The following is a 20015-nucleotide window of genomic DNA, read 5'->3' as shown; positions in this document are numbered from 1 at the left end:
ATATACAAAAAGCCGATTCTACTAGTTCATACGCTTAGCCGCTGTCAACTTGCGATATACAACACGTCCAAGCCAGCGCGCAAGCAGGTTAAAGATAAGAACGAGGATAACGAGAACGGCCGAAGCTCCTGCCGCAATCTCAAGCGCATCAGGCGCAAGCTGCTCACTGTTGACTTTCCAGATATGCACGGCTAGTGTTTCTGCCGGACGCATCGGATTCAGCGGTGATCTTTCGCTGAACGGATTCCAGTCCGTAAAGTCAAGCGGCGGACTACTCATTCCGGCTGTATACATCAGCGCTGCGGCTTCACCGAAGATCCGTCCGGCAGCAAGAATCGTACCCGTGATCATGCTAGGCAGCGCAACCGGAAGCAAAATGGAAGTAATGATCTTCCACTTGGACAAGCCGAGTGCAAGACCTGCCTCCTTCTGCGCCGTCGGAACGGAACGGAAGGCCTGCTCTGTCGTACGTACCATCAGCGGCAGATTAAATACGGCGAGCGCAAGTGCACCGGACAAGAGTGAGAAGCCAAATCCAAAGGTGTTAACAAGTAATAGCAAACCGAACAAACCGATAACGATGGAAGGGAAAGAGGATAGTACTTCAACAACCAATCGTATAAAGTTAGTAATCTTGCCTGGTTTCGCATATTCCGCCATATAAATACCGGCTCCCCAACCGAGCGGAATGGTAATGATTAGAGTCAAGATAAGCAGGAACACGGAGTTAAAGAGCTGCGGCCCAATTCCGCCTCCGCCCCGAAGATTTTGCGGCCGGCTGGTAAGGAAGTCCCAGCTGATATGGCTAACGCCGCGAAGTATAATATAACCGATCAATCCCACCAAGATCGCGATAATAAATACAGCGAAAGCGATGATGATGCCAGTGGCTAATTTATCGGCTGTTTTTGGTTTCATCATACCTGGTTTCTCCTTTCAAGCAAACGCACCAGTAAGACGAACAAGAAGGTCATGATCAGCAGCACAAGTGCCATACTCCACAACGCATTGTTGTGAACTGAACCCATTGCAGTGTTACCCATGCTAAGCGTAATTACACTCGTTAGTGTAGATGCTGACTCCAGTAATGAAGTTGGTACAAATGGAGCGTTACCGATAACCATCTGTACCGCCAGAGCTTCACCAAATGCACGCGCCATACCGAGCACGACACCCGTCAGAAGCGCAGGAAGCATCGTCGGAATGACAACACGGGCAATCGTTTGCCAGCGAGTAGCTCCGAGAGCATAGGAGGATTCACGGAGTCCTCCAGGAAGAGACGTAATCGCATCTGCCATAATACTTGTAATTGTCGGAAGAATCATGACGGATAAGACTAGGCATCCTGCAAGAATACCAACCCCTGTACCTCCAAAGATCGAACGCAGTAACGGAACGATGACACTCAAACCAACAAAACCATAGACAACCGATGGAATACCGGACAGGAGCTCAATGGCTGGCTGCAGAATTCGCTTGCCTTTACCGGGTACTATTTCGGTCATGAACAGCGCCGCACAGAGCGCTAATGGACTTGCAATCAGTGCTGCCAGAATTGTAACAGCGAAGGAGCCGACAATGAATGGCAGAGCCCCGTAAGAAGCCGGATCAGATGTCGGGTTCCATGTTGCCGATGTAAAAAATTCTTTGACGCTTACACCGTTAACAAAGAAGGTAGCAAGCCCTTTGGAGGCTACAAAAAAAACAATTGATACAATGACGACGATAAGGAAAACTACACAGATGGAAGTATATATTTTACCGATCCAATCCTCGTAGAAATGCTTCTCCCGCTTGGGACGAGACTGTTCACCGGATTCTAGCACCGGCTCCCTCTTCGTTAGACTCATCTAAACCATCCTTTTGAATCATTTTAGTATAATTTGTATATCTTGCCGTTAACCGAACGAAAGAGGTCGGGCAAATTTGCCCGCCTCTTCTCATTAGGTCATGTATGAAATCATCATTGAGGAATCCTCGATTTCATACCGCTTAATTCGTATTCAGCATTATTTTTCAGTGATGTTACCTTCTACGTCACGCTCAACTTGCATACCGCTAACTGGAATGTAACCAAGCTCTACAACATAAGTGTTCTGAACTTCGTCAGAAACCATGTAATCAAGGAATGCTTTTGTTACTTCATTTGGCTCACCGTTCGTGTACATATGCTGATAAGCCCACACTGGATATTCACCAGACTCGATGTTTTCTACAGTTGCTTCAATACCTTCATACTTAACTGCAGTCAGCGTATCATCCAGATAGGACAATGCTAGGTAGCCGATTGCACCAGGAGTTTCAGTTACAAGCTTCTTAACGTTACCAGAAGATTCTTCTTGAATCGATCCTTCAAGGTCAGGAGCCGCTGCGCCAAGTGCGTATTTCTCAAATGTAGCACGAGTACCAGAGCTTGCAGGACGGTTAATAATCACGATATCTTGATCCGCTCCACCAACTTCGCTCCAGTTCGTCACTTTACCATTGAAGATGTCGGACAGCTGTTGCTTAGTCAGATCTGTCACGCCTACTTCTTTGTTTACTACAGCTGCCATACCAACTACTGCTACTTGATGGTCAACGAGTTGTGCTGCTTGATCAGCCTCAAGCTTCTCTTCAGCAAATACGTCGGAGTTACCGATGTCTGCTTGCTTATCAGCAACTTGTGTAAGTCCAGTACCACTACCGCCGCCTTGAACTTGAACTGTAATGTTCTCATTGCCTTCAATCGTCATGAAATCTTGTGCAGCTTGGTCAACAAGCGGCTGAAGCGCTGTAGATCCTACTGCAAGCACGGAACCGCTAAGCTGTGTTGTTTCTGTGTTGCCATTAGAGCTCCCTGCTGGGTCTGTATTTCCAGATCCGCTCGTATCTGTACCTGATCCGCAGGCAGCGAGTACGACGGTCATCGCTAGTGTAGTCATCATTAAAGGTAATTTCTTAACTCTTTTGAACATGTTAGGTTGTCCTCCCCCAATTTGTGTGTGGTCTTATTTGTGTTCACCACTTACATTACTCATTTTAGTGGCGGTGCATCATCTTAAAATTTATCCTTTGTTAAATGTGTATTAAATATGTATACACAGAATCTATTAAAGCATATAATAAATCTATGATAGATATAAAGAAGTGCGCCTTTTTTCCTGTAATCCTCCTTATAATGAACTAAATTATGATCTTATATTCCAAATGTTGCGTCTATTTTTGCAAGATTACTATATATAGATGTTAAAAATTCGTTTACAAACGTGATAACTTCAAGCAAGGAGGAACCTCGTAATGAATTTAATTAAATTTCAGATTCTCGTGTTAATAGATAAATGGAACAAAGTTACGGATGTCGCCAAGGAGCTTGATATGAAGCAGCCGACGGTTTCTTTTCATATGAAGAGCCTTGAGAAGGATATGGGGACCACCCTATATATTGCAGCAAGGGGCAGAATCATGCTCACAGAGGCGGGCAAAGCCATCCTGCCCTATGCCAAGCAAATGATAAATCTGGATCAGACCGCACGGCGAACGGCACAGCTGTTCAGTGAACTGAATCAGGGAAGTCTTCAGATCAAATCTGATCCCATGGTCTCAAACTATTACCTTCCCGGTCTTATCGCTGAATTCGCGGATCTATATCCTGGTATTCGTATTTCAAACCGCTTGTTTAATGAGGTAATAGATCCAGGCAGCGAGGAGAACTTTATTACGGCCAGGTTGGACAAGCTGGGTAACCCATTAGAAGAAGCGTCTTCTGACAAAGTTTTGATCCATACAGATGAGCTGATTCTCCTCGTCCCCGAGAACCATCCCTTTACACACGAGTCAACTTTGCATCCTGGAGACCTAAGCAAATATATGTTTGTTAATTATGAGAGCTGCGGATGGTTATCCGATCGGATGGAGCGTTTTACGCAGATCACGGGTGCCCATCTATGGGAGAGAGTATTTGCTGCGACACCCGAAGCAGCTGTAAACATGGTTGCTGCAGGCAAAGCGATTACTTTTTTTCCGGCAAGTGCTGTACTTTCGAAAAATAGAGGAGTTGTGAAGCTCTCGATCCCTGGTCTCTCTAAGGAAGATGTCACTATGCACATCACATTATCTAAAATGAATGAGCTCACACCGGCAGGCCAACAATTTTGGTCTTTCCTAAGTAAGAACCACAGGAACCCAAAGGCTCTTTAATCCATATATAAGAACATGGGCGTCATTACAATGAGAAAGGCCCTCTGCTTAGCACCTGGTCAGAGAGATTGACTCAGCGCTCAAAAAAGGGTCTTTCATCATAATATATGTGAATTATTTTAAAATGGCTGAAGTATAAGGTGGCAGCGTCAATGTCTGATCTGCCCACTTCGCCTCCGCATTTGTAGCATGTACAAGCTCGGTATACTTCACTTCTGAGTCGTTCAGGACAACCTGTCTCTCCTCTTTAGAGAGGTTATGAATGATCAGCGCTTGCTCTTCCTCTGCTGCCCTGACATACCCTAACAGCTGATCGTCATCCAGATCGAAATCGGCAATCGTCCCATCTGTGAGGGCTGGGCTTCCATTCCTCCAATCGATCAGTTTACGATAGTGAGACAGAAGGGATAAGCTGTCCGGCAGCTGGTCTTCGACACTTACAGCAGCCTCGCCCAGATTATGCTTCGGTGTCAGCCAGGTCGTCTGTCCCTCACCAGCCTTCGCTTGATACCATAGCATCGGCTCACGAATCTGCTCATCCGGCTTAGCGCCCTCCATCCCGATCTCCTCACCATAATAAATGAACGGATTACCAGGAAGGGTCAATAGGATGGATGCCGCCATTTTTGCATGATCTTCCGATCCGCCTAGCTGACTCATAACGCGATTCTGATCGTGATTGGCCAGAAAGACCGCATCAACAAATGTTCCTCCGGATTGTTCATTAAACAGCTCATAATTCCGGGCTAGCTGTACAGTAAACCCACCGTTCGTCTCGCTGGTCACCGTACGAATGATTTGATCAGCCAACCCAAAATTAAATCCCGAGTCAAATGCACTGTCCAAGTAAGGCGCTACGGAGACAGGGGAGTTCTCCCATACCTCTCCCACAATATAAGCATCTTCCTTGACCTGATTCATGGCCGTTCTGAATTCCTGCCACCAAGAGACATTCTTCTCCGTTGTTTCTGTGCTGCGGTCACTCTGCACATCCTCGTAGATATGCTTCGCTGCATCAAGCCGGAATCCGTCAAAACCAAACTCCAGCCAGTGCTGACCGATCTTGAGCATCTCAGATCGAACTTCTTCATTGTCAAAGTTAAGATCAGGCATTCCACTCCAGAAAGTCCCCAAATAATGCATGCCTTCCTGTTCGTGCCAAGCCGGCCCACTGCCTGCGGCACTCATCCCTGAAGTATTCTCACCCGTGTCCTCTGCCCAGCTGTACCAGTCACGGTATTCACTGTCCGGAGATATACTCGATTCTTTAAACCATGGATGCTCTGTACTCGTATGATTGACAACCAGATCCATGATGACCTTGATGCCCCTTTTATGCGCTTCTTCCAGCAGACGCTTCAAGTCATCCTTCGTTCCATAATCGGGATGGACATCGTAATAATCCGTCACATCATATCCGTGATAGCTGGGAGAGGGATTGATTGGCATCAGCCATATCCCTCCCACGCCAAGATCCTGTCCGCCAGGCTGACCATCATTTAAGTAGTCCAGCTTCTGCGTAATCCCGTTCAAATCTCCGATCCCATCTCCATCTGAATCATAGAAGGAACGAACAAAGATCTCATAATAAACGGTTGACGGCTGTTCAAGGGTGGCGAGTTCAGCGTTACCTTGGCCTCCTGCTTCAGCTTCCTCGGCAGCAGCACTCCCATCAGAATTCTTCTGCCCAGCTTCGGCATCTTCTGTAACGGGCTCTTCTCCATGCGGCTGCTGTCCTATGTCGGCTCCTTCACTACTGCACGCACCCAGCATGCCAGCTATCAGGAGAACAATGACGGGATATGCAAAGCGTTTGCTTAGCCCTTGCAGATAGCGCGGCGACATAGGCCTCACCCTTTCGTTGCTCCTGCAGTCAAGCCATCCACCAGGAAGCGCTGCAGGAACATGTATAGGAGCGTAATCGGCAGAGCTACGAGAACAGAACCTGCCGCGAACAGTGTAAACTCGGTACTCGTGTAGCTGTTTACCAGCTCATACAAGCCGACAGCCAATGTCCAGTTTTCACGTGAGCGCAGGATCAGTCTGGCAAAAATAAAATCAACCCATGCTCCGCTGAATGTCATCAGGGAAATATACGTAATAATCGGTTTGGATAACGGCAATATAATAGAAACAAAAATTCTCATGTGACTCGCTCCATCGAGCAATGCCGATTCTTCAAGTGCACGCGGAATGGTATCGAAGAAGCCCTTCGCTACAAACATACCGAGTGCTGCACCCGAGGTATATACGAGGATAAGAGCCCATGCTGAATCGAGCAAATTCATTTGCAGCAGCATCACGTATACAGCAATCATACTCATGAAGCCTGGGAACATCCCAAGAATCAAGATGACTGACATTGCCGTCTGACGTCCTTTGAACCGGAAGCGAGACATCGCATATGCAGTAAGCACTTGGATAATCGTTCCGAGCACCATGCTCGTGACAGCAATCTTCAGTGTGTTCCAGTACCACTGGAGAAAAGGAATATCCTTGTCTGCCTGCGGCATAAACAGATCTATATAGTGCTGTAATGTAAACTGTTCAGGTATGATCGTTTCACTGTATAAGGAATCCCCGACTTTAAAGGAAGACATAATAATCCATAGGGCGGGATATATACATACGATGGCGATCAGAATCAGCAAAATATAACTAAAGGTGAGCTTAATCCGTTTTTTTCTCTTCATTGAATCATATCCTCCTCTTTAAACGAACGGCTTCTGCGATAGTTATAGATCGAGAACGAGGCGATGATTATGAATATTAGAATACCGATCGCAGATGCAAAGTTGTACCTTTGATTATCCAGCGTCAGCTTGTAAAGCCACGTTACGAGAAGGTCTGTACTACCCGCAAATGCATAGTCACCGTTCGCCGGAGCACCTCCGGTCAACAGGAAGATTACGTTAAAGTTATTGATGTTGCCCGCAAACTGCATGATCAGAATTGGCGCAGTCTGGAATAGTACAAACGGCATGGTAATGTTGCGGAATTTCTGGAATGCGGAAGCACCATCCACCTCTGCCGCTTCATACAAATCCTTCGGAATAGCTGTAAGCACACCAAGCACAAGAATCATCGATACCGGAATACCAATCCACATATTGACGAGTATGACGGTGACTTTGGCCATGAATGGGTCATTGAGCCACGGCAGCCCGCCGAGTCCCAGCATGCCTAAATACTGATTGATCGGTCCAAATTGAGAATTGAACAGGTTCTTCATAATCAACAGCGAGATGAACTGCGGTATCGCATAAGGAATAATAAAAATGGTGCGCCACATGGTCTTGAAGCGTATTCCATGCTGCTGAATAAGCAGCGCAACCAGGATACCTCCGAAATAAGTCGTTACCGTAGCAACAATTGCCCAGATAATGGTCCAGATCAATACGCCAAAGAAGGTATTGCTCCAAGCTGTCAGCGTAAAGAGATTCTTAAAGGTATCGAAGCCGACCCAATCCACCAGGTTCTTCGGCGGAATATGGTCGGGAGCGGAATAATTCGTGAAGGCCATCAGAACCATGAACAAGATCGGTAATATAGTAAAAAAGAGCACACCGATGGTCGGGAGCGACAGCAGCAGGTACGGGAACCCTTTGTCCAGCAGCTGCTTTACCGTTTGGCGGAAGGATGGTGCCTGATTCCCTTGATCGCGGAGCTGTCCGATACGATGAGCATCCTTGATGTTTCCAATGTAAAAAGCAATAAGAAGCACGAAGTATATCAGTGCCACGAGCCCATAGATCATCATGAATATGGAATGATCACCCGGCACATTTTGATATAGACGTCCTACCTTCTCCATTCTTGAAGGTGAATCTCCCAGTGTTACGAGCCCCCATAGATTGGCTCCCAGCTGTGAAATAATCAAATATATACTAATGACTTCGACTAGAAAAAAGATTGCGCCTTTTACCCATTGTCTGTGATACCACTGCCCAAGCCCCATGAATACAGCTGATAAAATAGCGCCTGTGCGGGCATGGCTGCCCGAAGCCGATTGCGGCTTCCCGGTTGACATCATTACCGGTGATTGTCCTCTACTCATGTATGGTCCCAGCCCTTCCTTCCGATAGATGGTATGGAGCCACCGCGTGAAACTTATTTTACTAAAGTCTCTCGCGATGGCCTCTTGTCTTTTTCTACATATTGATCTACGTAATCTACCTATTAAGAACCTGTTTGAATGTTGCTCTTCATTTGCTCTACCATGCTGTCCATAGCTGCTTTAGGATCTTTATCGTTGTTCCACAGCTCGGACAGAGCAGCTTCCATTGGGGACCAGAACTGTGCCATAGCCGGGATGGAAGGCATCGGAATTGAATTCTCGAATTGTGCAAGGAAGGCAGAAGCGATCTCATCGCTCTTCACCGCTTCACTTGCGGCAGCTTCTGTATTTGCAGGAAGTGCACCTGTCATTTCAAAGTTCTTCGTTTGGTTCTCTGCATTCGTAATAAAGTCAGCGAACAGTTTAGCAGCATTCGGATACTTCGTATTTGCATTTACAAAATAGCTCTTCACGCCAGAGAACGGCTTCATCGGCTCACCATTAGGCAGGCTTGGATACACGCCAACTCCGAGATTAGCTACGCCTTCCTTCAGAGAACCCACATCCCAAGGACCAGATACGTTCATGGCCAGCTTGCCTTCAGTGAACAAGGATTTGCGGATATCCCCGTTAATGTTGGAAGAATTGAGCGGCAGAATTTCTTTCAGGCTCTGCATAAAAGTTGCTGCCTCGATACCTTGTTCATTGTTCAAGCCGATATCTGTAGGATCTGTGCCGTCACTTCCAAATACATAAGCGCCATAACCGCCAAAGAACGGGAATGCGTTATAACCATTACCTACATCCCACATAATCGCAAATTTATTGCTCTTCGTATCATTAAAGGTGCTTGCGAATTCCTTCACACCGTCCCAGTCAGCAGGAACAGCTTCAATCAGATCTTTGTTATAGAATACGGCCGTTGTTTCAACCGATTTTGGATAACCGTACAGAATTCCGTCATATGTCAGAGCATTAACAGCAACTTCGCTGTTTCTCGCTTTGGTTTCTTCTTCAAACCAGTCATTCGGCATAATAACTCCTGCAGTAACCCCTTGACCGATCTGGTCATGCACGCCTGCGAATACGTCAGCGCCTACACCGGCAGGTCCATCCGTTACCATCTGGCTCATTGCCTTGTCAGCTCCAAGCTCAGTGAAGGTTACTTTGACTCCATGTTTCTCTTCAAATGCTTTGCCCACTTCTTCAATAAATGCTTTCTGATCGCCGCCATCCCATACGGTAAGCTCAGCGCCTTCTTCAGGAAGCAGCTCCTCTACTTCAGCAGGAGGTGTCTCTGCCCCAGGTGCAGGTTCAGTTTCAGCCGGTGCATTGTTACCCGTACCACATGCAGCCAAAAAGACCGTCATGGCAAGCGAGAGTGTCATAAAACTAAATTTTTTACCTTTTTTCATGTGTAAATCATCCCTTCCCCTTTTTGTTCTGCATGCGCTTAACCCGATCAAGCTCCTGTTCAGAAATATTTGGATTTCATACAAATGTTTGCGCTTATGATATTTTTGAAACTATTGTGCAAACGTTTGTCCAAATAGTTAGATGTATTTCCTCTTTAGATAGGCACTTGAATCAAAATACAGAGGATATTGATAAAAATCAGGCTAAGTAAGCGCTTTATCAGCAAGCTAATCATAACCGAGAATTCAAATTTGTTAAAACGTTTGCATAGAGCATTTTCAGCCATAATTGACCATTTATATAAAATTAACACTTAATATCTCCTTTTTCCGTTTCTATGCTACTATTTACTCATGTTTTTGAGTTGGCCACTTGTAAATCCTAGGTATTATATACCAAAATTTTTATGTAGTTATGATCGAGGGTAAGAATATAATGTGATTTATAGCCTTTTTCAGGGCATTTAACCAAATGAACTCATTTTTGATGGAGTTCTCATCAGCGGACAAAAAATCTCATTTACAAATATGCAATTCATGGATTAACATAATCGGTAAAACGCAAACGGTTCCACGGAGGAGGTGAAACAAATGGCGGTAACGATAAAAGACGTGGCAAAAATGGCAGGGGTCTCACCATCCACGGTATCCCGTGTTTTGTCCGGGCATCCAAGAATCAGCCAGAAGACAGCCAGTAAGGTTCGTACGATTATGACGGAGCTGGGCTATCATCCGAACATGATGGCGAAAAGCCTAGTATCCAAGACAACCAAAAGTATTGGTGTCATTTTGCCCAAACCGGCTGAAGAGCTGTTCCTTAACACCTTCTTTATGGAGCTTATTCGTGGAATTGTGTCCCAGGCCAACAAATCAGGCTACGATATTGTAATCAGCTCGGGAGCTAATGAGCAGGAGGAAGTGGAAGCTGTCGGAAGACTGGTCCATGGTGGACGAATTGACGGCGCCGTTCTGCTGCACTCCAGGCAAAATGATCCCGTTGTAGAATATTTGCATAATCTAGACTTCCCATTTGTACTTGTGGGACGGAATGAACTGTATCAGGATGTATTATCTGTGGATACTGACAATGTACAGGCCGCCTATGATGCAACTCGGCATCTGATATCTTTCGGCCATGAACGCATAGGCTTTGTCAGCGGTCCCAAGAACCTGATTGTCTCCAAAGACCGTATGAAGGGTTACAAAAAAGCCATGCATGAAGCCGGTCTCTCTACCAAATCTGAGTGGATTGTCGAAGATGATTTTCTGCAGGAGAGCGGGTATCGTGCCATGTCATTTTACATGACGCTTCCCGAACGCCCAACAGCACTTGTCGTCATTGATGACGTGGTGAGCTTCGGTGTTCTTCGCGGGTTAAATGAATTAGGCTATAAGGTCCCCGAGGACCTATGTATTGTCAGTTTTAACAATAATGCAGTCTCAGAACTGTACAGTCCTCCACTAAGCAGTGTAGACATCGGAATATATCATCTTGGATATGTAGCGTCACAGGCACTCATCCAAGCCATTCAGGGAGATGATAAGTCGCTATTCTGCAAGCGCCACATCATTCCGCATCGTTTAATGGTTAGGCAATCTTCAATGCATACCGTGATGAGAACCACATAAGCTTTACGAAACACATGAACCTCTACACGTGGAATCGACATCAGTTCAAACGTTTGCATTAGTGTTGACAACTTGTGATCTATATTGAAATCAACTTATGAGCTAGCATGCTCATTTGCACTATTTTACTGTAGTAGCGCAAAAAATAGTGTACCCGCAGTCCTCCCGGGCAGCGGGTAGTTCGTGCTTCATTGTAACCAACATAATGACTACACTTCCTCTTCTACTCTTTCTCTTCTGGCCCTTCCTTCTCGTTATTCTCTTCTTTATACAGTTTGCTGTTCCTGATGAGTTCAATTAATTCCAGCTTCATGCTCTGCAGCGCATCTTCCTTCGGCATCGGAATATACCGGCTCAGAATCCGCATATCTTCTTCGAACATCTCGATGATGCGGGTCATACTGCCCTCATCTCCTTGCTTAACGCCTGCTACCAGCCTTAGGAACTCATTCTCTGGGATATGCTCTGGATCGATTTTCTTTTCCATTTGTTCACCGCCTGCTGGCTTATATTCATTCGTTTAGATATTTCTGCTTCACTATGCCCTTCTATATAGAAGAGCCGAACCACTCGCTTTCCTGTCTCTGAGGGAATCAGCCCCAGCAAATATTCAACGTACAGTTTAGAATCGACCTCCTGCTCTAGAGAGCTTGCAGACAAATGCACATGCTCATGCATGATCGGAATCTCCCTGCGGCGTTCCGAACGGGCCCGATACCCGAGACGCCATGCGATACGTTTAAGCTCCTGTTGATAATACTGAACTGTCTGATCCATACCCATTCCACCTTTCATATTTATTAAAATAAGAACGTGTGTTCCTATTTTTATGCACATTATAATCTATCCCCCTCTTTCTTCCAAGTCCCAAAAAAAGAGTTCTAATCTCCTACCGCCAGAACATACAGCTGCTTGGTTGTTCTTTCTTGATTTTTCGCATAATCCTCGGTGTAGAAAAAATGTTTTAAAATTTTTTTTGGATAATAGGTTGTAAAAAGAACGGTTAAAACTCCTTTATAAGTGAATCAATTTCATAACTCATTAAAAAGGTGATTTCGAAACTATATATAGACAAATTAAATCTTTTTGATCTGATCTATATATACCTTTGATTTAAGCAGCTAAAGGTAATATGAAATTGATTCAAATGAACAACAAAAAATAACGATTCAAGGAGGATGAACTTGAATGAGCTGCAAACAAACAAATCTGCCTGTAGAAACTTTAACTGTACCGGGGAACATCAATATCGATATGGCCTCTGCTTCAAGAGGAGACGAACGCCGCTTGATGGTGAGCGACAACCCGGAGACTCTGACTGCTGAGAGCTTCCCGGTCGAGTACGGAACACTCTGGCATGACGTCGTCAAAACATCGAAGCGTTCCGTGAAGCATCGCATTTTTGGCTGGCATTACAATCGCACGGGTGCTCCGGTTAAGCTAGGTGTTACGATTGAGAATAAAGACAAGGACCGTATTGAAGTACGTCATATCGAAAGAGATCTGATCCTCGGCCCGTCTACGGTCAGTTGGATTATTGATGTCGGTCAATGCATCGCCAAATCCTGTCTTGGCGGAACACTTGACCGGATCAAGCCTGTTGATCATTACAAATTCGGGACTGGTGTGGCGCTTATCGAGGAATTTATTGTAGACGAGGATGTACTCGCAGGATTTATCTATGAGTTTACGGTGGAGCATGCAGATGGAAAGGGAAGTCAGGATTATGAAATTCGTACTGTCGCATCGAAGCTGCTGGACAAGGATCTGCGTGAAATTACGACAGAGCCTGTACCGCCTCGCCCAGCACCTCAAGCACATCCTCGCGGCAGCTGGACCTTCTCCGAAACAGATGCCATTACCCCTGTATACCGAGTTGGACAAAGTGCAAACTTCCGCACATGTGCAGGAACCAAGCTCACTGGGGAGCCGCCAGTTGACCTGCTATTTACCGCCGAGAACAGTACGCTGCCGAACTCACTGACAAACCGCGGACAATTCGGTGCAGTCTATCAGGTGACGATTCCGATTCTGAATGAGACCGACAGTGAAGCAGCCGTGCGCATACGCGTCAATCCTAGAGGCGGAGCCTTTGCCGGAGCTGCCCTGATTGATGGCAAGACCTACGGAATTCCGCTTCTGCGCAACAACACCCAGCTCAGCCCGATCGCGGATATTACGGTTCCACCGGGTGAGAGCTCCTATAGCTTCAAATACATGACTGCAGGCAGTGCAAGCACACCGCTCGGCATCTACGTAACCACCATCGTCTAGTTCATTGTCTGATCATCTCTATCGACACATCTGAACAGCGATCAACAGAGCAGCGTTCAACTCCTGCTTCTCCTCGTTAAAAAATCTTCCCCGCAAACGGCAAAAGATCCGTACCCGCTGGCCACCTCTTGGCTCCTTGCGGGTACGGATCTTTTGTTCGTTCTTACATCTTAGGATGCAGGGATGATGATTTTTTGTCCTATTTGCAGCTTGTGTACATTGCTTATTTTGTTTGCCTTGGCAATCGCATTCCAATCAACCCCGTACTTCAGGCCAATTCGGTACAGGTTGTCCCCTCTCTTGATGACATACACCTGATCCTTGCCAGCCTCCGGTTTGACAGGCTTAGGGTCCGGCTTCGTTGCTGGAGTTGTCGGCTTTGGTTCCGTCGGCGTCTCTTCTGCTTCCGGTTCTTCGACTTCTGGAGCTGCCGTATCCGCGCCGCCGGACAAGTCTAAGGAATACTTGCCAAAACCATCCTCATTCTCACCCAGATAGGTCATCGCGCCGCTAAGCTCCGCATCGGCAGTAACAATACTGCTGGCTGCAGGGGAGGTATTGAAGATAATCTCCGGAGTACCGGAAATCTTGGCAAATGACCAGTTTCCATCCGCAGCTGGGTTGATTGTCTTATTTTGCGCGATATAATCAATAATGGCCTGACGGCTCTCATCTGGAGCAGCCATAATGATGCGCTTACCGTCCGGATTCGCCAATTTATTGGAGCCTGCACGATAGTTATTGGTAGCTACAATAAATTTTTGCTCAGGCTCAATCGCCTTACCATCATACTTCAGGTTCTTGATGCGGTTGGAAGATGCACTTACGACGTTCCCTTTACCGTCATATTTCGCTGGCTCCGTCACATCAATCTCATAGGTTACACCATCAATAACATCATAATTGTACGTCGGGAAGTCAACATTCACGAGCTCCTGCTCTCCACTCTTGGATGGATCAATGGTATTGAATTGTCCTGCGGACCATTCCAGCCATTCCTTCACTTCTGCTCCTGTCAGTTCAACCGCATGAACTGTATTAGGATATACATATAGATCTGCTACGTTTTTAATGGCGATTGTACCTGCCGGGATATCTGTATAATAGTCCGGACCCATGCGTCCGCCCGCCTTGAATGGAGCACCCGCGGACAGAACTGGAATTCCTTCATACTCTGTGCCCTTCAACTTGTTCTCTACATACCATTTCTGTGCATTGGTCACGATCTGAATGGATGGATCATCCTGTACAAGCGCAAAATAACTCGTAATTGGCGCTGTAGTCTCTCCTACAGGACCACGCACGTATTCCACGGTTGCTTCATGTTCCGCTTGTACCGCTGCCGCTATTTCTTCATCCAATGCTGCAATCGATTTGGCATTTGCTGAATCGTAGATCGGGCGGGATACTGCTGTGGAGTCGACAACCTCCCATTCTCCATCCACCTGCGCAAGCTCCAGATCAATGACCCCGAGATTATCTCCCCATGCTCCCGGCTCAACAGCCGCAACACCATTAATGGTTCCTTTCGCGAGGTCAACACCCTTCATTCCTTCAAAAGCAGATCCAGGGAAAATCTTATGGGCATGTCCGAACAGGATTGCGTCAATACCTTCAACCTCGCTAAGTGGCAGAACCGCGTTCTCCGCCATTTCTGCTGGTGGATTCTCATCATAACCCGAGTGCGCCAGAGCTACGATCAAATCCGCCCCTGCAGCTTCGATTTCGGGCACGAACTTCTCAGCTGTTTTGACGATATCCTTCGTAATTACTTTACCTGTCAAGTATGCGCTGTCCCATTGCATAATTTGAGGAGTAACGAGACCGATAACGCCGACCTTAAGCGTATGCTCCTTACCCGACTCGTCCGTTACCTTCTTCTCGATAATCTCATATGGTTTATAATGGTTCACATCATTGCTCTCATCATCATCGCCGTCATCCTTGTAGATGTTTGCATTCACATAAGGGAATTCTGCCCCTTTTAATACCTGGTCAAAGAACTCCAGTCCATAGTTGAACTCATGATTCCCGGGCGTTGCCGCATCATAATCAAGCAGATTCATTGCTTTATATACCGGATGCACTTCGTCACCCTTAAGCGGCTTAACCTTGGCTACATAATCCCCAAGCGGATTGCCCTGAATGAGATCGCCATTGTCGAACAGCATGCTGTTCTTCGCCTCACTGCGTGCTTGTTTGATCAGCGTTGCTGTTCGTGCCAGACCATAGGTCTCAATCGCTTTATCCGTATAGTAGTCGTAGTCTACCAAATTGGCATGAATATCTGTCGTTTCGAGAATGCGTAGTTTAACCTTGGCTGCTTCCTCTGCGGACACGGGCTGTCCTGGAATGGCAAAGAGCTGAAACAACAGTGCTGCCGTTGTCATTCCTGCCAAAATTGTATTCCTCTTCTTCAAATGTACCCCTCCTGTATTAGGTCCTTCATTCCCTTGCCACAGTTCCTTGTATGTAGAATCTACGCTGTCATCTAGCCTGACACCAAGACCTCCCTTGGAGAAATATATTTCTAAATGCTATTTTATATCAATATTTAGAAGTGTTAAAGAGAGAAGTTTTTGATTAATGCACAACGTTATAACATATTTTTATGAAAAAACACAAAAATGACTTTACCTTACAACCATTAAGTTAAGTTATTTGACATCTAGATGTCGATTATTCGAATTATGTGTCTGTGCAATCATCTGGCCTTCATCGTCAATCAAACACAAAAAAGAGCAAGAGAAGCTTCGGTAAGCCTCTCTTGCTCTTCCATCATTAAGCTTAGACGTCTACTGCTTGATCTGATCATCCTTATGATCTACAAATTACGCTTCCCATACCTGCAGTTCCTGACCCTTGCCTGTAAACTCAATTCGTTTAGGCGTGATATCTAGGATGACATAATTGGGATCATCGGGCCCTGTAAACCATTTCTCCAGACGGTCATTCCACAGCTGCTTGCGGAGTTCACCATTACGGCTCACTTCTGCTGTCCCTTCAATCTCCAGAAGGTCCTTCGTTCCGCCTGATTCGTATCCGAGCAGCAGGCTGACATTCGGATTATCCTCAAGCTCCTCCACTTTGTGGGTGCAGCGGTTGGTCGCCATATAGATGTTGAGACCGTCATTATAGACAGCCATATATCTTACCTTAGGCTTACCGCCTTCCACCGTTGCCAGCGAGCAATACGGATTGTCCTCAATCGCTTCTATAATATGTTGTTCAAGATCTGTTTTATTCATAGCACTTCAGGTCTCCTTTCAAAAATACACTCTATTATTAGTGTACCCTGCTCCTGAAAGTTGAACCCGTGGATATTTAACATAAACCGCCCCATACCTGCCCGGCTTGTCATTCACTAGGAATCTGAGTGCTGGCCTGATAGAACGAACAGGTTCTTTAATTCTCATTCTGCCGGACAGGAACCAGCCTCTCTCTATTTCCCATATAAGGGCGGAGCGCCTTCGGTATATAAACAATTCCATCCTCCTGCTGATGATTCTCAAGGAGAGGAATCAGGATTCTTGGTGAGGCCACGGCCGTGTTGTTCAATGTATGACAATACCTCAATTGACCATCGGTACCCCTATAGCGGATATTGGAGCGGCGCGCCTGAAAATCATGCAGGTTCGACGACGAATGTGTCTCCCCATAGCTGCCCCGGCTAGGCATCCAAGTCTCAATATCATACTGTTTATATGTTTTTTGAGACATATCACCTGTGCATACTGCAACCACCTGGTATGGAAGCTCTAGCGCCTGTAGCAGCTCTTCAGCGTAGCCCGTAATTTCCTGGAGCATCTCTTCCGACACCTCCGGATCAGCCTCTGTCAGGACGACCATCTCTACTTTGGCAAACTGATGCACCCGGTAGAGCCCGCGCACGTCACGTCCCGCAGAGCCGACTTCACTCCGGAAGCTTGTCGATACGGCCGCCAGACGAACCGGTGCTGCCACATCAATCACTTCCCCAGCATAATACGAGATGAGCGGAACCTCTGAAGTACCGATCAGAAACTTATCATCTCCTGCAAGCTCATAAGTCTGGTCACGACCGCTCGGAAAAAATCCGGTGTTCTCCAGCGCCTCTTCCCTGACCATAATCGGCACCTCCATCGGTACGAAGCCGTGCTTCATCACGATATCCAGTGCAAGCTGCTGAACGGCGCGGTGCAGCAGAACTCCGTCGCCCTTCAGATAGTAGCTGCGCGAGCCGCCAACTTTGACTCCGCGTGGAGCGTCAATGAGATCATGAAGCTCTCCGAGTTCCATATGGTCCTTGACTGGGAATGGAGGCGAACTGACCTCTCCAACCTTCCTTACAATGACATTATCCTTATCGCTCTGCCCTCGGGGTGTGTCAGGGGATACAACATTCGGGACAAGCAGCCGCAGCTTGTTATAACGTTCCGTCACCTCGGCGAGCCTTGCTTCTGCTTCCTCTAGTTGTCCGTTTACCTGCCGCACAGCTTCACGGGCAGCCGCTGCCTCCTCCTGTTTGGCCTCTCTTATCAGCTGTCCTATTCTCTCCGACTCGACATTTCGCTGTTGCCGGAGCTTCTCCACTTCGGTAATCAGCTCCCTACGCGCATCATCACACATTAGCAGCTCATTTATGGATATGTCTATTCTCTTCCAATTAGCTGCTTCCTGAACCTGCTCTGCATGCTCCCTAATCCATTTCATATCCAGCATTCACGTCACCCCTAAGTTAAATTCGTTATACTAAAAAAAGCATAGAGCGCCCTCATCCGTTGGGACGAGGAGCGCTCTATGCTCGCGGTGCCACCCAATTTATTGAAGCAGCCTTCATGCGGTCAGCATTAAGTCTCACTTCAATCTCTTTGGTTCCGCGATAACGGGCGGTTCCGATTAACTTAGGGGTCAGTATAAACTTTCCCTTGACGAGAATACCTCCGAGTTGGATGCTCTTCATTGGCATTTTTCACGTTTTCAATTAAAGGTATTATAGTTTAGACATTTCCACATTACAATGATTTTATTCCTGAATATGCTGTACTTTCCTGCCAAGGAGGGCTATAATTAGCTTCTGAAATGTCCTAAACTTCATATTCAACCTCAAGGGGTGCTGGGTTAGCCGGCTGAGATAGTATCCGTGAAAGCGTGTTAGATACGTACCCTTTAAACCTGATCTGGGTAATGCCAGCGTAGGAATGGAGAGAACTTCGAGTGTGCTGTTCTATATTTAGACAGCCCTTAGCCCTTACGTCTGCATGCGTCCCTTATCTGGGACGCTTTTTTTATTATGATCGCAAGAATGCACTCCCACTCTAACGATCTCCCGTTTCAGGATGGCTTTCAAGGAAGCCTCTCTTGAACTTATAGAAGTTGAAATGGAAATTTCGTCAATAATAGGGGTAATTTAAAAGGAGAGAGAAACATGTACAAAAAGTTAGGAATCCTGCTTCTCATTACACTCATGACGATCGTCACCGCTTGCGGCAGCAGCGGCACAGCGAATGAAGATTCTGGCGCAGGCTCGGAGGAACCGGCAGCGAGTGAAAGCCTCCGCGACATCAAGGTCGTACTGGACTGGACGCCAAATACGAATCATACGGGCTTATACGCAGCAGTCAGCCAAGGCTTCTACGAGGAGGAGGGCCTGAATGTAGAGATTATTCAGCCCGGCCAAGCCGGTGCAGATACAATGGTCGCTTCTGGTGAGGTTCCTTTTGGCGTAAGCTATCAAGAAGGGGTTACCCAAGCTCGGACACAAGGTGTCCCGATCGTATCCATTGCTGCCGTCATTCAGCATAATACCTCCGGCTTTGCAGCGCCTGCTGACCGGAACATCGAGTCTCCGAAGGACTTTGAAGGCAAAACCTATGGAGGATGGGGCAACCCCATCGACTCGGCAGTTCTGGATACAATTATGGGTATGGAAGGCGCGGATGTAAGCAAAGTGAATAATGTGAACATCGGCGATGCCGACTTCTTTACCGCAACGAAGCGAGACATTGATTTTGCATGGATATTCTACGCTTGGACGGGTATTGAAGCCGAGCTCCGCGGTGAGCCGATCGATATGTTCTACGTTAAGGACTATTCCGAGAAGCTTGATTACTACACTCCTGTACTTATCACGAATGAGGCAACCATTGATGAGGATCCTGAGCTTGTCAAAGCCTTCATGCGCGCCACGACCAAAGGCTATGAATATACGATTGATCATCCGGAAGAAGCCGCAGGGATATTGAGCGAGGCCGTACCTGACCTCGATAAAGAGCTTGTGCTTGAGAGTCAGAAGTGGCTCAGCCCGAAATATCAGGATGATGCTGCGCACTGGGGCGAACAAAAAGCAGAGGTATGGCAAAACTACTCCGACTGGATGGTAGAGCACGAGCTGCTAGACCAGCCACTGGATGTCGAGAAGGCTTTTACGAATGAATTTCTGCCACATCAATAATTATTAAAGGAAAGCGTTGGTGAACCAA

The 20015-nt window shown here is 46.7% G+C and carries 17 protein-coding genes and 1 riboswitch; of the genes, 4 read left to right on the top strand and 13 right to left on the bottom strand.

Annotated elements, in window-relative coordinates; all coding sequences use genetic code 11:
* Nucleotides 1-21: 21 nt before the first annotated feature.
* From pstA to BM415_RS14805, 3 genes are all read right to left on the bottom strand, one after another.
* Nucleotides 22-918 (bottom strand): phosphate ABC transporter permease PstA, encoded by an 897-nt coding sequence (gene pstA, locus BM415_RS14815; protein ID WP_091159783.1) that lies wholly within the window; start codon nucleotides 916-918, stop codon nucleotides 22-24.
* Nucleotides 918-1850: a phosphate ABC transporter permease subunit PstC gene (pstC, locus tag BM415_RS14810; RefSeq protein WP_091159411.1), complete on the bottom strand. Its 933-nt coding sequence runs from the start codon at nucleotides 1848-1850 to the stop codon at nucleotides 918-920. The genes pstA and pstC overlap by 1 nt, the downstream gene beginning before the upstream one ends.
* 159 nt (nucleotides 1851-2009) lie before the next feature.
* Complete coding sequence (locus BM415_RS14805; RefSeq protein ID WP_091159409.1) at nucleotides 2010-2957, bottom strand: phosphate ABC transporter substrate-binding protein; 948 nt, start codon at nucleotides 2955-2957, stop codon at nucleotides 2010-2012.
* A 322-nt stretch (nucleotides 2958-3279) separates the two neighbouring features.
* On the opposite strand from BM415_RS14805, the gene BM415_RS14800 reads away from it, so the two are divergent.
* Nucleotides 3280-4179: a LysR family transcriptional regulator gene (locus BM415_RS14800; RefSeq protein ID WP_091159407.1), complete on the top strand. Its 900-nt coding sequence runs from the start codon at nucleotides 3280-3282 to the stop codon at nucleotides 4177-4179.
* 114 nt (nucleotides 4180-4293) lie between these two features.
* On the opposite strand, the gene BM415_RS14795 is transcribed toward BM415_RS14800, so the two are convergent.
* The 4 genes from BM415_RS14795 to BM415_RS14780 all read right to left on the bottom strand — a co-directional run bounded on the left by BM415_RS14795 (nucleotide 4294) and on the right by BM415_RS14780 (nucleotide 9651).
* Complete coding sequence (locus BM415_RS14795) at nucleotides 4294-6024, bottom strand: alpha-amylase family glycosyl hydrolase (RefSeq protein WP_244533454.1); 1731 nt, start codon at nucleotides 6022-6024, stop codon at nucleotides 4294-4296.
* 5 nt (nucleotides 6025-6029) lie between these two features.
* Nucleotides 6030-6872 carry a sugar ABC transporter permease gene (locus tag BM415_RS14790; RefSeq protein ID WP_091159406.1) on the bottom strand — a complete coding sequence of 281 codons (843 nt, stop codon included), beginning with the start codon at nucleotides 6870-6872 and terminating at the stop codon, nucleotides 6030-6032.
* Nucleotides 6869-8209, bottom strand: coding sequence for a carbohydrate ABC transporter permease (locus BM415_RS14785; protein ID WP_091159779.1), 1341 nt, complete (start codon nucleotides 8207-8209; stop codon nucleotides 6869-6871). The genes BM415_RS14790 and BM415_RS14785 overlap by 4 nt, the downstream gene beginning before the upstream one ends.
* A gap of 149 nt (nucleotides 8210-8358) precedes the next feature.
* Nucleotides 8359-9651: a sugar ABC transporter substrate-binding protein gene (locus BM415_RS14780; protein ID WP_244533398.1), complete on the bottom strand. Its 1293-nt coding sequence runs from the start codon at nucleotides 9649-9651 to the stop codon at nucleotides 8359-8361.
* Nucleotides 9652-10242: 591 nt separating this feature from the next.
* Here BM415_RS14780 and BM415_RS14775 point away from each other — a divergent pair.
* The gene (locus BM415_RS14775) at nucleotides 10243-11280 is read left to right on the top strand and encodes a LacI family DNA-binding transcriptional regulator (protein ID WP_091159404.1); all 1038 of its coding nucleotides are present in this window, start codon (nucleotides 10243-10245) and stop codon (nucleotides 11278-11280) included.
* A gap of 223 nt (nucleotides 11281-11503) precedes the next feature.
* Here the strand turns inward: BM415_RS14775 and BM415_RS24740 are convergent, their stop codons facing one another.
* Together BM415_RS24740 and BM415_RS14770 are read right to left on the bottom strand one after the other, a co-directional pair.
* Nucleotides 11504-11767, bottom strand: a complete 264-nt coding sequence (locus tag BM415_RS24740) for a hypothetical protein (protein ID WP_139236996.1) — start codon at nucleotides 11765-11767, stop codon at nucleotides 11504-11506.
* Nucleotides 11719-12057 (bottom strand): RNA polymerase sigma factor, encoded by a 339-nt coding sequence (locus BM415_RS14770; RefSeq protein ID WP_091159402.1) that lies wholly within the window; start codon nucleotides 12055-12057, stop codon nucleotides 11719-11721. The genes BM415_RS24740 and BM415_RS14770 overlap by 49 nt, the downstream gene beginning before the upstream one ends.
* Before the next feature lie 411 nt (nucleotides 12058-12468).
* On the opposite strand from BM415_RS14770, the gene BM415_RS14765 reads away from it, so the two are divergent.
* A complete protein-coding gene (locus tag BM415_RS14765) occupies nucleotides 12469-13554 on the top strand; it encodes a hypothetical protein (RefSeq protein WP_091159401.1) in 1086 nt (361 codons plus the stop codon).
* 170 nt (nucleotides 13555-13724) lie between these two features.
* Here the strand turns inward: BM415_RS14765 and BM415_RS14760 are convergent, their stop codons facing one another.
* The 4 genes from BM415_RS14760 to BM415_RS25125 all read right to left on the bottom strand — a co-directional run bounded on the left by BM415_RS14760 (nucleotide 13725) and on the right by BM415_RS25125 (nucleotide 18496).
* Complete coding sequence (locus BM415_RS14760) at nucleotides 13725-15944, bottom strand: bifunctional 2',3'-cyclic-nucleotide 2'-phosphodiesterase/3'-nucleotidase (RefSeq protein WP_091159776.1); 2220 nt, start codon at nucleotides 15942-15944, stop codon at nucleotides 13725-13727.
* Between the two features lie 441 nt (nucleotides 15945-16385).
* Nucleotides 16386-16802: a pyridoxamine 5'-phosphate oxidase family protein gene (locus BM415_RS14755; protein WP_091159399.1), complete on the bottom strand. Its 417-nt coding sequence runs from the start codon at nucleotides 16800-16802 to the stop codon at nucleotides 16386-16388.
* Between the two features lie 157 nt (nucleotides 16803-16959).
* Complete coding sequence (gene serS / locus BM415_RS14750; RefSeq protein WP_091159397.1) at nucleotides 16960-18255, bottom strand: serine--tRNA ligase; 1296 nt, start codon at nucleotides 18253-18255, stop codon at nucleotides 16960-16962.
* 76 nt (nucleotides 18256-18331) lie between these two features.
* A complete protein-coding gene (locus BM415_RS25125; protein WP_170862499.1) occupies nucleotides 18332-18496 on the bottom strand; it encodes a hypothetical protein in 165 nt (54 codons plus the stop codon).
* A 136-nt stretch (nucleotides 18497-18632) separates the two neighbouring features.
* Nucleotides 18633-18752: riboswitch (TPP riboswitch) on the top strand.
* A 209-nt stretch (nucleotides 18753-18961) separates the two neighbouring features.
* On the opposite strand from BM415_RS25125, the gene BM415_RS14745 reads away from it, so the two are divergent.
* Entirely contained in the window at nucleotides 18962-19987 is a 1026-nt protein-coding gene (locus BM415_RS14745) for an ABC transporter substrate-binding protein (RefSeq protein WP_091159396.1), read from the top strand.
* Nucleotides 19988-20015 lie beyond the last annotated feature (28 nt).

Source organism: Paenibacillus sp. 453mf, assembly GCF_900116105.1.
Lineage (GTDB): Bacteria > Bacillota > Bacilli > Paenibacillales > Paenibacillaceae > Paenibacillus > Paenibacillus provencensis.
Note: the sequence above shows the minus strand (reverse complement) of the source record. Positions and strands in the feature narration are given on the sequence as shown.

Excerpts from the sequence above, each read along its gene's own strand:
- pstA (WP_091159783.1), bottom strand. The coding sequence starts at position 918 with ATGAAACCAAAAACAGCCGATAAATTAGCCACTGGCATCATCATCGCT.
- pstC (WP_091159411.1), bottom strand. The coding sequence starts at position 1,850 with ATGAGTCTAACGAAGAGGGAGCCGGTGCTAGAATCCGGTGAACAGTCT.
- BM415_RS14805 (WP_091159409.1), bottom strand. The coding sequence starts at position 2,957 with ATGTTCAAAAGAGTTAAGAAATTACCTTTAATGATGACTACACTAGCG.
- BM415_RS14800 (WP_091159407.1), top strand. The coding sequence starts at position 3,280 with ATGAATTTAATTAAATTTCAGATTCTCGTGTTAATAGATAAATGGAAC.
- BM415_RS14795 (WP_244533454.1), bottom strand. The coding sequence starts at position 6,024 with ATGTCGCCGCGCTATCTGCAAGGGCTAAGCAAACGCTTTGCATATCCC.
- BM415_RS14790 (WP_091159406.1), bottom strand. The coding sequence starts at position 6,872 with ATGAAGAGAAAAAAACGGATTAAGCTCACCTTTAGTTATATTTTGCTG.
- BM415_RS14785 (WP_091159779.1), bottom strand. The coding sequence starts at position 8,209 with ATGTCAACCGGGAAGCCGCAATCGGCTTCGGGCAGCCATGCCCGCACA.
- BM415_RS14780 (WP_244533398.1), bottom strand. The coding sequence starts at position 9,651 with ATGAAAAAAGGTAAAAAATTTAGTTTTATGACACTCTCGCTTGCCATG.
- BM415_RS14775 (WP_091159404.1), top strand. The coding sequence starts at position 10,243 with ATGGCGGTAACGATAAAAGACGTGGCAAAAATGGCAGGGGTCTCACCA.
- BM415_RS24740 (WP_139236996.1), bottom strand. The coding sequence starts at position 11,767 with ATGGAAAAGAAAATCGATCCAGAGCATATCCCAGAGAATGAGTTCCTA.
- BM415_RS14770 (WP_091159402.1), bottom strand. The coding sequence starts at position 12,057 with ATGGATCAGACAGTTCAGTATTATCAACAGGAGCTTAAACGTATCGCA.
- BM415_RS14765 (WP_091159401.1), top strand. The coding sequence starts at position 12,469 with ATGAGCTGCAAACAAACAAATCTGCCTGTAGAAACTTTAACTGTACCG.
- BM415_RS14760 (WP_091159776.1), bottom strand. The coding sequence starts at position 15,944 with ATGACAACGGCAGCACTGTTGTTTCAGCTCTTTGCCATTCCAGGACAG.
- BM415_RS14755 (WP_091159399.1), bottom strand. The coding sequence starts at position 16,802 with ATGAATAAAACAGATCTTGAACAACATATTATAGAAGCGATTGAGGAC.
- serS (WP_091159397.1), bottom strand. The coding sequence starts at position 18,255 with ATGCTGGATATGAAATGGATTAGGGAGCATGCAGAGCAGGTTCAGGAA.
- BM415_RS25125 (WP_170862499.1), bottom strand. The coding sequence starts at position 18,496 with ATGAAGAGCATCCAACTCGGAGGTATTCTCGTCAAGGGAAAGTTTATA.
- BM415_RS14745 (WP_091159396.1), top strand. The coding sequence starts at position 18,962 with ATGTACAAAAAGTTAGGAATCCTGCTTCTCATTACACTCATGACGATC.